Below are 12,034 nucleotides of genomic sequence, written 5' to 3'. Positions count from 1 at the left end.
AGACTGTGCTATTGCTCTCATAATTTGGGATAAAAAACTTGTTTTTTGAGCAAAATGAACCATGCTTTAGGTGTAAAGCAACATGACTGCTTCAGAAGGAGGGATGTGAGGTTTTACACACAATTTGGATGGATTCAAACCCTACGGTAAGTCCTCGTTTTATGTTCGGGATGCATCAATAGACATCTCCGATTCGCACACTCACGATTGAGTAACGAGGTAGAGGCGCACGCAAATGTGCGCCTTCTTAATTTCTGCTCTACAACTTTCCGCACTACCTGCCACTATTTTTATCTTGAACAATTTCTACTAGTCGGTAATGTCTGGGTTCGATGTTAATCAACCAGAGTAATTCATGCGCTTTTATCCTCGAGTCCTGTTTTCTTTATGTTGTTTTTCGGTAACGTTTCCAGCATTTTCAACCCAGAGTTGGTGGCAGGACACGTTGTCTGCAATGCCGTACTCCAATTTAAAAGAGCGTATAGAAACAAAGGGAAGCTGGTATCGCTGTGACGTGCAGCAGCAAGATGCTTCAACGTATTTCAGCACATTTTGTTTGGACGATTTTTCGTACTATCAGCAGCATCTGTATGGTGAAGTTGTTTTGGGAAAGGACAGTGCTCTGTTCTCTTTTTTGACCGAATATCAATGGCAAAGTCTCAATGACTTAATCCTCAATTTAAGAAAAGACGGGTTGGTTTTACGTAGTATAACTATCGGACAAGAACACTATGACGTCGTTGAAGCGCTGGAAAAGAAATCTTCTGAGCTTGTCGATAAAGAAGTTATCTTGTTGATAAACCGCTATCCGCAAGAAACGATTCGAAGCTTACTTTGGGTAAAGCCGGACGAGTTTGCGACGCCATCACCGTCTTTAAATGTGGAATTGCACAGCGATGGCGAAATTATCGATGTTAAAGTGACTCGTTTTTAGATTCTTTATGGAGAGATAGGAAGGTCGCCATCGCAGACTCGTCCAAAAATCCATCCGATTTTTTGTGCGCGCGCAGGTATTGATAGCCAGCGATGAGCTTACGGTGCTGTTCTTCTGCCTCATCTGGCAACGGCTGATTCATAACGTGTTGAAATGCAAGTTTGTACGCATCCATATCTACGACTTCAGCGCGGCGATATAAATAACCACATCCGGTCGCTAACCATTCAAGAGAGCAGTTGGCTCGCATCGCAATTTGATTTGCTTTCGTTAGGCTCGGTTCACTGCCTTTTAAATATTTGCGTATTAAAGCTTCAGACACATCAACGCGTCGTGCAAATCCGCTGATGCTTTCTTCTCCGATCAAGGTGGCTAGGCGTTGGGCAAAAGACATATTTCGTACTCCAGTTCGAATTGCCAAAGTTTACCCGTTGAGCCGATGTGAAAACAAGACTACGATGAATGCAGATCAATTGAAGGAGAAAAACCATGGTTGCAAAAGTTGTGACTGCACCAAAAGGTCCTGAGTTCTCAGAGCTGGTCCAAGGATATTGGCGTGCAGTTGATTGGGGCATGACTGCTCAAGAGCGTTTGTCATTCCTCAAGCAACATATTGAGTTAGGCATTACCACGGTCGATCACGCGGACATATACGGTAATTACGAGTGTGAGAAATTGTTTGGTGAAGCACTTGCTCTCGATAAGAGTGTGCGAGAGCAGATTCAGATCGTCACAAAGTGTGATATCAACCTGTGCGGAGATAAAACACCAGAGCGTAAGATCAATCACTATGATACGAGTTCCGCTCACATCTACCAATCGGTGAATAACTCGCTTGAGCGTTTGAATGTGGACGAAATCGATGTGCTTTTAATCCATCGCCCTGACGTGTTAATGGATGCCGATGAAGTGGCTGAAGCATTCTCAGAGCTACACAAAGTGGGTAAAGTGAAGCACTTTGGTGTATCTAACTTTACTCCACGTCAGTTCGAATTGTTGCAATCTCGTTTGGGTAAGCCTCTTGTGACTAACCAAGTGGAAATCAACCCGCTTAATTTTGAAGTTGCACACGATGGAACGCTTGATCAAATGCAAATGTTGCGCACGCGACCAATGGCTTGGTCTTGCCTCGGTGGTGGTTCAATCTTCAGTGGTGACAGTGAGCAAGCCGTTCGTGTTCGCAACGAATTAGAAGCGATTCGAGAAGAAGTGGGCGCGACTAGCATTGACCAAGTGATTTACGCTTGGGTACGTCGTTTACCATCTAACCCAATTCCAATCATTGGCTCTGGTAAGATTGAGCGTGTGCAAACGGCAGTAAATGCGCTGAATATCGAATTGACTCGTGAGCAATGGTATCGCGTATGGGTGGCTTCTAAAGGTCACGGTGTGCCATAGAAGTGACACTTTATTGATGAATACATTATTCAAGGCACCCTATGAAAGGGTGCTTTTTTATTGCTACGCGATACCGATTTACCCAGTACTCATACTGAGCGGATAGAGTGGGAGTAAAAACGAATTTTTAATTTAAAATGCAACTTTGTGCTTATTTTTAATGGAGGCGTTTTATCCATGTTTGTTTCATGTCACTAAACAGCGAATGGGATGTTTGCTTTTTCGCCATTTTGTTCACTCATCGATTCATATTGCGTATGCTTATTGAATAAAAAAAGAAATAGAAACTCGTCAGTTTTCTCGTATTACATGCTGTAACAATCTGTTAGACTCCGGCGCAGATTGTGGAATATAAAAAGGTGATTGAATGTCTTTTCCCGTACTCATCTGTGATGATTCAGCGTTAGCACGCAAACAGATGGCGAGATCACTACCAGCCACATTGAATGCCGATATTACGTTTGCTATCCACGGAAAAAATGCGCTAGAAGAACTCGAAAAGAACGAGTTTAAATTGATGTTTCTTGATTTGACCATGCCAGAAATGGATGGCTTTGAAACACTAGAAAACATGCAGCGGTTAGGGAATAAAACTCCCGTGGTTGTGGTGTCGGGGGATATCCAACCTAAAGCGAAAGAACGTGTGTTCGCACTGGGTGCAAAAGCGTTTATTCAAAAACCGATCGCCAAAGATGAACTCAAGAATGCGCTTAAAGAGTTGGTTGAGCCAGAGCCTCGTCCTCAAATTATCACGCCTGTTTCTATTGAGTTACCGATTATACGTCGTCGCGATATTTACATGGAAGTGGCGAACGTCTCTATTGGTCGAGCCGCAGATGCCTTGGCGCGTCACTTTGATGTGTTTGTGCAGTTACCGCTTCCGAACGTTAATATCTTCGAAGTGAGTGAACTACACATGGCTCTCCGTGACTTAGCGTCGCATGACAATGTATCGGGCGTTTGTCAGGGCTTTTGTGGCGAAGGTATTGCGGGTGAAGCGCTGGTGATTTTGAGCGATTCGAGCGTATCGGATCTCAAGAAATTGATGAAAGTGCCGGCTGACAGCGACGAACTGGAAGAGCTTGAGCTGCTCATGGATATTTCCAATATCTTGGTGGGGTCATTCTTAAATGGCTTGGGCGAACAATCTGAAGTGCGATTCTTCCAAAGCCCTCCAGTGCTTCTTGGTCAGCATATATCAATTGATTCGATCATTGAGTCTACGACGGGCGCATTCAGCCGCACCATGACATTCGAGGTGAGCTACAACATTGAGGGAACGTCAATCCGTTGTGATTTATTGTTTATGTTCGTCGATGAATCTTTGCCGCTGCTCGATAACAAACTGTCATATCTAATGGAGGAGTTCTAATGTTGAATATGCCAGCAGAGTTTGAACAATTCCATTGGATGGTCGACATGGTACAAAACGTCGACATGGGGCTCGTCGTCATTGACCGAGATTATAATGTGCAAGTGTGGAATGGGTTTATGACTCATCACAGTGGTTTGCAATCTCATGATGCAATTGGTCGTTCTATCTTTGATATCTTCCCTGAAATCCCGCAGGAATGGTTTAAGTTAAAAACAAAGCCCGTGTATGATTTAGGTTGCCGCAGCTTTATTACGTGGCGCCAGCGTCCTTACTTGTTCCGTTGCCGTAACGTACGCCCTGTTACTCAGCAAGCGGAGTTTATGTACCAGAACGTTACGCTGAACCCCATGCGTACCCCGACTGGGAAAATCAAATCGTTGTTTTTATCTATACAAGACGCGACGGCTGAAGCATTGATGTCTCAGAGTCAGTAGCGATAAAAAACTTTCTCAAAAGCCAAGGTTCGCCTTGGCTTTTTTGTATACTTATAATTGTGTTTCCTAATGCGCAGAACGTGAAGATGGACTTTAATCTCGCCCTAAAACTCTACACCGCAGAACAAGTAAAAAACGGTGAAACGCTGGCAGCGCAAATGGCTGGTGTTTATATGTATAGCCTAATGCAACGCGCAGGTATGGCTGTGTATGAGCGTTTTTTACACTTATATCCCAAATCAAAAAATATCTTAGTCATTTGTGGCAAAGGGAATAATGGTGGTGACGGATACGTATTTGCCTCGCTTGCTAAACAAGCGCAACTCAATGTACAGGTTTTCCAACTTGGTGATGTGACTGCGCTCAAAGGTGATGCTTTACGCGCATATCAAGATTGGCAGTCCATCGATGGTGTTAACAATGATTGGGATGAGTGGAATACCGCATTGCTAGAAGCCGATGTGATCATTGATGCCATGTTAGGCACTGGTTTAAGTGGTGAGGTTCGTTCGGAGTACCGTCGCTACATTGAGCAAATCAATCAAATTCACACCCCAGTGATTGCAGTCGATATTCCTTCCGGGTTGTGTGCAAATACAGGTGCTATTTTAGGCGATGCCATTCATGCTGAGCATACTGTAACCTTCATTGGTGTTAAGCAAGGCTTGTGCACCGGACAAGCGAGAGATCGAGTTGGTGAACTCCACTTTTGTGGATTGGGTGTAAATATTGAGTTTGATTCTATCGAAGTAGAAAGTGCACTAGGTATTGATCATCAGGTTGTTTCAAGGTTAATGCTCAAGCCAAACCCGACAGCACACAAAGGTGACAATGGCAAACTACTTTGCGTCGGTGGTAACCAAGGTATGTCAGGAGCGATTCGTTTATGTTCCTCCGCTGCGGTTAGAGCCGGAGCGGGTTTAACTGCCGCAATTACTCACCCGAGTAGCCTTATTCCACTACAGATTGGCTGCCCAGAAGTAATGAGCCAAAGCATCACCGCTGACTTACTCAGGGATACTGAGAACGACTTAACCAAACGCATTCGCTGGGCTGAAGTATTGGTGTTTGGTCCAGGTTTTGGTGATGATGAGTGGGCTTATCAAGCCTATCAATATCTGGCTCAAGAACAGAAACCTAAAGTTGTTGATGCTGATGGGCTCAATATTCTAGCGATGCTAAGCCAACGATGTGATGGCACTTTGGTGTGCGACAACCAGCGAGTGATCACGCCGCATCCTGGAGAGGCAGCTCGACTATTAAATGTGACCACTCAACAAATAGAAAGTGACCGATATTCTGCTGCAAGACAACTGCAAGAGCGTTATGGCGGTGTGGTGGTTTTAAAAGGCGCGGGAACACTTATTTACGATGGAACGAGAATGTACGTCTGCCTAGCGGGTAACGCCGGAATGGCGACGGGCGGAATGGGAGATGTGCTATCTGGTGTTATTGGTGCGTTGCTAGCTAAAGGGTTACCCATTTCCATTGCGGCACGTTTAGGTGTGGTACTCCACAGTCATGCTGCGGATATAAACGTGAGTCAGCATGGTCAAATTGGTCTTTTGGCAAGTGATGTTATAGGCACACTTCGTACCGCTATTACTCAACAAATCGATAGGACGTAGCTAGATCTCGCCCATCACTATGAAAAAATGATCGATTTTTTTGGAGTACTTTTTCCGAATTAGCAGCGCATCTTAGTATTAGGTGATTGAGTTTTAGGCAGATTTGAGAGGTGATGCGTTTTCATTTTAAAGGTATGACGCAAAGGTTTGCGCAATAGGTTAACTTAAACGTTTTCTTAAGTTGTTGATAATTATAAATAATGAGAAAAAATAACGACTTGAGGAGTGTTTTTGATATGCGATTATCAAGATGGTATCACAAAAAAAATTCAAATATCAGACTTGTAGGAAATAAATCACAGCCTATAATGCTGAAAACCGGAGCGTCTGCCAACGCTCCGGTTTTTTTGTGTCCGAAGAACAGTGAACTCGTCTGCCAACGAAATCACTACGCACTCTGAGATGACACATATACATATGAATCAAGGAATTACACAATGCGTATCGAACAAGAACTTAAGTTAGGTTTTAAAGATGTACTGTTTCGCCCGAAACGTTCTACCCTTAAGAGCCGTTCTCAAGTAAATTTAACCCGCGATTTTACATTCAAGCATAGTGGCCGTCAATGGTCTGGTGTGCCTGTAATCGCAGCAAACATGGATTCGGTTGGTAGCTTTGCAATGGCTAAAGCGCTAGCTGAGCATGGTGTAATGACTGCTGTTCACAAACATTACACGGTAGAAGATTGGGCTGAGTTTGCTAAATCAGCTGATAAAGCAACCCTGAATAACGTAATGGTGTCTACGGGAACATCTGACGCAGACTTCCAAAAAACCCAAGATATTATGGCGCTTTCAGATGAATTTATTTTCATCTGTATCGACATTGCAAATGGTTACTCAGAGCATTTAGTCGAGTATGTTGAACGCGTGCGAGCAGAGTTCCCAGACAAGGTGATTTCTGCGGGTAACGTGGTTACTGGTGATATGTGTGAAGAGTTGATCCTCGCTGGTGCAGACATCGTGAAAGTAGGCATTGGCCCTGGCTCAGTTTGTACAACTCGTGTAAAAACGGGTGTTGGTTACCCGCAGCTTTCTGCAATCATCGAGTGTGGCGATGCAGCGCACGGCCTTGGTGGCATGATCATCGGTGACGGCGGTTGCTCATGCGCAGGTGATGTATCCAAAGCATTCGGCGGCGGTGCGGACTTTGTTATGCTAGGCGGCATGTTAGCGGGCCACGAAGAGTCAGGCGGCGAAGTGATCGAGAAAGATGGCGAGAAGTTCATGAAGTTCTATGGAATGTCGTCGAAGAGCGCGATGGAGAAGCACTCAGGTGGTGTTGCTGGTTACCGCGCAGCCGAAGGAAAAACCGTACTATTACCTTACCGTGGAAGTGTTCACGGCACTATCCAAGACATCCTTGGCGGCGTTCGCTCAACTTGTACATACGTGGGTGCAGCAAAGCTTAAAGAGCTAACCAAGCGTACTACATTCATCCGCGTTCAAGAACAAGAGAACAACGTGTTCGGTAAAGAGTAAATCGACTGAATGTAACAAGTGTTGAAACAACCATAAATTGATATTTAAAACCATGTATTGATATTTGGTGCAAATATAATTGATATTGCCTCTTCATAAGTCTATGACTTTTTAAGTTTATGACATTTTTGAAGGGGCAATTTTATATCTGCTTTAGGATGAGGTGCTTGTTACTATTTCGGTTTAATCTAATACTGATTGAATAATATCGAATGCTTCTTCTATTTTTTGGCTAGGGATAATGCCAAATCCAAATAAGAGGGCATTAGAATGATTGTTGATAGAAAAATGCGATGATGGATAAACCGCTACATTGGATGAAGCAAGCTTATTCGCCATTTTTGTCGCGCACCCCGATACTTTCGCTGCTATATATAACCCACCTCGGCTCGGAATACGTTGTAATCAATCCACGTTGTCAATTAATTGAGTGAGTTTATGGTATCTTTTGCCATAAGCTTTATTCATATTAACTATAGTGACGATGTCACTATTTTAAAAAACAGAAGAGGCTCATTATAGAGCCTCTTTTTAGTGTGATGGATATCTGCAACCACCACACTTCCTTATCAACTCATCATTCAGCAAGTCGCCAACTAGAATCGGAAACCTTTTAGTTTCATCTTTGCAGGAAAGGTTACCTCAATAGCTGGCTCTTTCAATTGTTAGCAGAGACGCTCATAACTGTTTTGTTTGAGCAATTCGGTCAAGTCGCCTTGACCATATTTTAGAGTTGCTTGGTGTTTTTGATGTCGAATGACCTGATCAAAAGTAGGTCGAGTCACTGAACGAAAAACGCCCACGGGTACGGGAAAGTCTGGATAGCTCAAGTTAGCAAGCGCATAAGCATAGTATGACTCCTCGCATTGACTGGAGTGGAGCAAAAGGTTCGGGGCCTCTGATTCGACAATCTCGAAGCCAAACCCTTTATTGATCAACGCTTTTGAGTGCGTTTTACCAAACAATAACGGTTCATTATCTGAGAGATAAAGTAGATGTTCGCTTCTATTAGCTGGGCCGTTGTAAGGTTCGTGCACTTTATCGTTAAAAATGACGCAGTTTTGCAGGATTTCAACTACAGCCGTGCCCGAATGTGCGGCAGCAGCCTCTAACACCATCGTCATGTGTGTAGGATCATTGTCTGATGTTCGCGCTATGAACGTAGCACCTGCGGATGCGGCTAATGCCAGAGGTTTAAGCGCTTGATCGGGAGAACCTTCAGGACTCGACTTAGAAATGAAGCCCTGTTCGCTTGTCGGGGAAAATTGGCCTTTGGTCAGTCCATAGACAGCATTATTAAAAAGCAAAATTTTAATGTCTTGGTTGCGTCGAATCGCGTGAATAAAGTGATTACCGCCAATACTCAGTGCGTCACCATCGCCAGTTACAACCCAAACATCTAACTCTGGATTGCTAGCTTTTACACCAGTAGCGATGGCAGGGGCACGGCCGTGAATCGTATGAAATCCATAAGTATCGAGATAATAAGGAAAACGAGATGAGCAGCCGATCCCTGAGATGAATACGGTGTTCTCTTTAGTTCGAACTAATCGTGCTAGAACGGATTGCATCGTTTTTAATACGTTAAAATCACCACAGCCTCGACACCATTTGACTTCAACATCAGATGCGAAATCTTTGCGGTTGAGTACCTTAGTCGTCATTTTTAATATCCTTCAGGTGGTGGTTAATAGACTCAATGACCTCGTGAACTTTGAATGGTAACCCCTTAACTTGGGTTACGGAGCGGGCAGAAATGGCATATTGTGAGCGAATCACTTTAACGAGTTGCTGGTTATTCAACTCAAAAACAAGCACATGTTTGAATTGGCTAATGATCTCTTCCAAATTGATTGGAAACGGGTTTAGATACTTAATATGGGCGTGGGCAACCGATGCGCCTTGCTTTCTCAGATGCTCAATTGCGGTCGACACAGAACCTTGCGTGCCTCCCCAACTTAGTACTAGCAGTGAGTCTTGAGTACTGCCTGTTAGCGTTTGTTTAGGGATGAAATGGCAGATGTTATTTACTTTTTTTGCTCTTTCATCAGTCATGCGCTGGTGGTTTTCAGGATCATGAGAAGGGTTGCCAGTAATCGCTTGCTTTTCCAATCCTCCAATGCGGTGCATTTTCTCTTTTGTACCAGGCGTGACCCACTCTCTGCTGTAATACACGTCATCACGGGCATAGGGATAAAACGGGCTTATGTTTGCTTTTGTTGCCTCGGCAGTGAGCTTAATCTCATCAGGGTTGGGCACGAGCCAAGATTCGGAGCCGTTTGCTAAGTAGCCGTCACTCAATAAGATCACTGGCGTCATAAATGTAGTGGCAATTCGACAGGCCTCGATTGCCATATCAAAGCAGTCTGCAGGAGAGGCAGGAGCCAACACTGGGAGTGGTGAATCCCCATTTCTACCATACAAAGACAAAAGCAAGTCTGATTGCTCTGTTTTAGTCGGTAGGCCAGTTGAGGGGCCTCCACGTTGTACGTTGATAACAACCATTGGCAACTCCGCCATCACGGCAAGGTTAATGGTCTCTGCTTTCAAACATAATCCAGGGCCAGACGTTGATGTGACTCCTAAATCGCCAGCATAAGATGCACCTAAAGCTGAACAAGCAGCTGCAATCTCATCTTCTGCTTGGAATGTCGTGACCCCAAAGTGTTGATAGGTTGATAGTGTGTGTAGAATATCTGAGGCGGGTGTTATGGGGTAAGAGCCCAAAAATAGCTGGCGTTGGAGTTTTTCTGCTGCGCATATTAACCCAAGCGATAATGCTTCGTTCCCTGAAACAGTACGATACAAGCCAGCTTTATCTGCTACGGGAGCAACCTGAAAACAGTCGCTGAATATTTCGGTTGTTTCAGCATAATTAAATCCCGACTTTATGGCTAAAGTATTTGCCTCTCTCGCTTGCGGATTGTCAGCGAATTTATTATTTAGCCATTCAATGGTCGGTTCTAGCGGACGGCTGTAAATCCATAAAACAATACCAAGCATAAAAAAGTTTTTGCTTCGCTTCACTACTTTAGGCGCAATGTTTAACTCAGAAAGAGATTGAACGGTTAAACGCGTAAAACTGTCACTAATCACTCGATAATCTGCGAGGCTACCATCGCTCAATGGGTTAGATTCATAGCCAGCAAGCTCAAGGTTTTTTTTATTAAAACCATCGAGATCAATAAGCACCAAACCGCCTTCAACGAGTTGTGAGATTTTGTTTTTTAATGCAGCGGCATTCAGAGCGATTAAGACTGAAAAATCGTCGCCAGGAGTATAAATCTCTGTTGAGGCAAATTGCATCTGAAAAGCCGATACTCCAGATGTGGTTCCTGCCGGAGCCCGTATCTCAGCTGGATAATCAGGTAACGTCATGACATCGTTTCCTTGTTTCGACGAGTTGTCTGAAAAGCGCTCTCCAAGTAATTGGATACCATCTCCAGAATCGCCAGCAAAACAGATCACTTCGCGTTTAAGTTGAATTATTGTCATTAAAACCTCTTACCGTGTTAGAGCAAGTTCAGTATGTTTCATTGCACTTAATGAGATGCAATGGAATTATAGGTTGGAGAAAATGCCGTAAGCCCGAGCATTTTGAGTGTAGAGTTAATGGTGTTGGCTTTATTTGTCGTCTCTGAGGTCAGTAGAAATATCCATAGCTAGGTATGCTTTTCCGAAATACTAGAAAAGTTTGCATGACACAAAAATACTTTTTCTGTCATATTAGATGTGATTATTTTTCATTAATTGTGAGCGTTATGGATAAGCTGTCATTAATAAAGTTGTTTGTATCTGTTGTGGACTTAGGGAACTTTACAGCAGTCGCGAATCAATTAGGGCAGTCGCCTTCTACTGTTAGTAAAGCGATTGCTCGCCTAGAACAGGATTTGGGTGTTCGTTTAGTTCACCGTACAACACGTCAACTCCAGCTCACTGAAGCGGGGTTTAACTACCTTGAGACGGCAAGAGAAGTGATCAACTTGCTCAAAAGTAGTGAAGAGCAGCTTCATCAAAGTATTGCATCTCCGTTTGGTACACTTCGTGTCAGCCTTCCTTTGTCGTTCGGGCAAAACTATATAACTCCGCTGATTCCAGAGTTTTGCGAACGTTACCCTGAAGTGAAGTTGGATCTTAGCTTTTCCGATGAATACACCAGTATATTGGAGAGTGGGATGGACGTTGCTATTCGAAGCGGGAGACTAAATGACAGCAACCTGATTGCGAGGCGATTATGTCCTATTGATATGGGTATGTTTGCCAGTCCGGAGTACATAAAGAAGTTTGGTCGGCCTCAGAGTGTTGAAGCACTTAACCAGCACAAATGGATAATGTACCGCTATAAACAATCTGGGCGCTTGCTTACCTTGACGATGCCTTTAGATGGGCAATTAGTAGAATTTAGTCCTACACATCAAGTGACAGTAGACAATGGTTATGCGATGGCCTCTTTAGCGAGTTTAGGAGCAGGGATTGCTCTGATGCCCCAATATCTTGCTCGAGACTTAGTGCAGCAAGGTAAGCTGATGTTGGTTTCTGAACCTCAAAGAACCGATGGTCAGGGTGTCTATATATACTATCCAAGTCGTAAGTTTGTGCCCGCGAAAGTAAAAGTGTTTATCGACTATATTATTCATAAACTTGATGAGCAGGGAGAGGCGATCAACACCAGTTGGATGCTGAACCATTAAAGCTCTTGCTGGAGGACGATAGCTTTTTCTGAAGTCTAAGCGTGTTACGTGCCAGCAAGTTTGCTACATTCAGTTGTGCCCACAAAAATATTA

General features: G+C 43.9%; 11 protein-coding genes. 7 read left to right on the top strand and 4 right to left on the bottom strand.

The genetic code is table 11. The annotated features are described in order from the left end of the window. Nucleotides 1-355 precede the first annotated feature (355 nt). On the top strand, nucleotides 356-934 hold the full coding sequence (locus FKN08_RS10685; protein WP_041853082.1) for a hypothetical protein: 579 nt from the start codon (nucleotides 356-358) through the stop codon (nucleotides 932-934). Here the strand turns inward: FKN08_RS10685 and FKN08_RS10680 are convergent. Further along, nucleotides 915-1,328: a helix-turn-helix transcriptional regulator gene (locus tag FKN08_RS10680; RefSeq protein ID WP_005396084.1), complete on the bottom strand. Its 414-nt coding sequence runs from the start codon at nucleotides 1,326-1,328 to the stop codon at nucleotides 915-917. The genes FKN08_RS10685 and FKN08_RS10680 overlap by 20 nt on opposite strands. Before the next feature lie 95 nt (nucleotides 1,329-1,423). On the opposite strand from FKN08_RS10680, the gene FKN08_RS10675 reads away from it, so the two are divergent. From FKN08_RS10675 to FKN08_RS10655, 5 genes are all read left to right on the top strand, one after another. Continuing rightward, nucleotides 1,424-2,332, top strand: a complete 909-nt coding sequence (locus FKN08_RS10675; protein ID WP_047008144.1) for an aldo/keto reductase family oxidoreductase — start codon at nucleotides 1,424-1,426, stop codon at nucleotides 2,330-2,332. Between the two features lie 367 nt (nucleotides 2,333-2,699). Continuing rightward, nucleotides 2,700-3,704 carry a response regulator gene (locus FKN08_RS10670; RefSeq protein ID WP_170892090.1) on the top strand — a complete coding sequence of 335 codons (1,005 nt, stop codon included), beginning with the start codon at nucleotides 2,700-2,702 and terminating at the stop codon, nucleotides 3,702-3,704. Beyond that, on the top strand, nucleotides 3,704-4,141 hold the full coding sequence (locus FKN08_RS10665) for a PAS domain-containing protein (RefSeq protein WP_170892089.1): 438 nt from the start codon (nucleotides 3,704-3,706) through the stop codon (nucleotides 4,139-4,141). Before FKN08_RS10670 ends, FKN08_RS10665 begins: the two co-directional genes overlap by 1 nt. An 86-nt stretch (nucleotides 4,142-4,227) precedes the next feature. Next, the gene (locus FKN08_RS10660) at nucleotides 4,228-5,769 is read left to right on the top strand and encodes an NAD(P)H-hydrate dehydratase (protein ID WP_170892088.1); all 1,542 of its coding nucleotides are present in this window, start codon (nucleotides 4,228-4,230) and stop codon (nucleotides 5,767-5,769) included. A gap of 437 nt (nucleotides 5,770-6,206) precedes the next feature. Then, entirely contained in the window at nucleotides 6,207-7,250 is a 1,044-nt protein-coding gene (locus tag FKN08_RS10655; protein WP_170892087.1) for a GMP reductase, read from the top strand. A gap of 183 nt (nucleotides 7,251-7,433) precedes the next feature. On the opposite strand, the gene FKN08_RS23825 is transcribed toward FKN08_RS10655, so the two are convergent. The 3 genes from FKN08_RS23825 to FKN08_RS10640 all read right to left on the bottom strand — a co-directional run bounded on the left by FKN08_RS23825 (nucleotide 7,434) and on the right by FKN08_RS10640 (nucleotide 10,745). Beyond that, nucleotides 7,434-7,589: a hypothetical protein gene (locus FKN08_RS23825; RefSeq protein ID WP_005398064.1), complete on the bottom strand. Its 156-nt coding sequence runs from the start codon at nucleotides 7,587-7,589 to the stop codon at nucleotides 7,434-7,436. Between the two features lie 326 nt (nucleotides 7,590-7,915). After that, nucleotides 7,916-8,914, bottom strand: coding sequence for a 2-oxoacid:ferredoxin oxidoreductase subunit beta (locus tag FKN08_RS10645; protein ID WP_170892086.1), 999 nt, complete (start codon nucleotides 8,912-8,914; stop codon nucleotides 7,916-7,918). Beyond that, on the bottom strand, nucleotides 8,904-10,745 hold the full coding sequence (locus FKN08_RS10640; RefSeq protein ID WP_170892085.1) for a 2-oxoacid:acceptor oxidoreductase subunit alpha: 1,842 nt from the start codon (nucleotides 10,743-10,745) through the stop codon (nucleotides 8,904-8,906). The genes FKN08_RS10645 and FKN08_RS10640 overlap by 11 nt, the downstream gene beginning before the upstream one ends. A 266-nt stretch (nucleotides 10,746-11,011) precedes the next feature. Between FKN08_RS10640 and FKN08_RS10635 the strand changes: the two genes are divergently transcribed. Beyond that, a complete protein-coding gene (locus FKN08_RS10635; RefSeq protein ID WP_249373416.1) occupies nucleotides 11,012-11,941 on the top strand; it encodes a LysR family transcriptional regulator in 930 nt (309 codons plus the stop codon). Nucleotides 11,942-12,034: the final 93 nt, after the last annotated feature.

This window comes from Vibrio sp. 1-2 (7-a) (genome assembly GCF_013048515.1).
Lineage (GTDB): Bacteria > Pseudomonadota > Gammaproteobacteria > Enterobacterales > Vibrionaceae > Vibrio > Vibrio diabolicus.
This window is presented reverse-complemented; position numbering and strand designations above follow the sequence as displayed.

What these genes read in the sequence shown, in the direction of transcription:
- FKN08_RS10685 (WP_041853082.1), top strand. Translation starts at nt 356, where the DNA reads ATGCGCTTTTATCCTCGAGTCCTGTTTTCTTTATGTTGTTTTTCGGTA.
- FKN08_RS10680 (WP_005396084.1), bottom strand. Translation starts at nt 1,328, where the DNA reads ATGTCTTTTGCCCAACGCCTAGCCACCTTGATCGGAGAAGAAAGCATC.
- FKN08_RS10675 (WP_047008144.1), top strand. Translation starts at nt 1,424, where the DNA reads ATGGTTGCAAAAGTTGTGACTGCACCAAAAGGTCCTGAGTTCTCAGAG.
- FKN08_RS10670 (WP_170892090.1), top strand. Translation starts at nt 2,700, where the DNA reads ATGTCTTTTCCCGTACTCATCTGTGATGATTCAGCGTTAGCACGCAAA.
- FKN08_RS10665 (WP_170892089.1), top strand. Translation starts at nt 3,704, where the DNA reads ATGTTGAATATGCCAGCAGAGTTTGAACAATTCCATTGGATGGTCGAC.
- FKN08_RS10660 (WP_170892088.1), top strand. Translation starts at nt 4,228, where the DNA reads ATGGACTTTAATCTCGCCCTAAAACTCTACACCGCAGAACAAGTAAAA.
- FKN08_RS10655 (WP_170892087.1), top strand. Translation starts at nt 6,207, where the DNA reads ATGCGTATCGAACAAGAACTTAAGTTAGGTTTTAAAGATGTACTGTTT.
- FKN08_RS23825 (WP_005398064.1), bottom strand. Translation starts at nt 7,589, where the DNA reads ATGGCGAATAAGCTTGCTTCATCCAATGTAGCGGTTTATCCATCATCG.
- FKN08_RS10645 (WP_170892086.1), bottom strand. Translation starts at nt 8,914, where the DNA reads ATGACGACTAAGGTACTCAACCGCAAAGATTTCGCATCTGATGTTGAA.
- FKN08_RS10640 (WP_170892085.1), bottom strand. Translation starts at nt 10,745, where the DNA reads ATGACAATAATTCAACTTAAACGCGAAGTGATCTGTTTTGCTGGCGAT.
- FKN08_RS10635 (WP_249373416.1), top strand. Translation starts at nt 11,012, where the DNA reads ATGGATAAGCTGTCATTAATAAAGTTGTTTGTATCTGTTGTGGACTTA.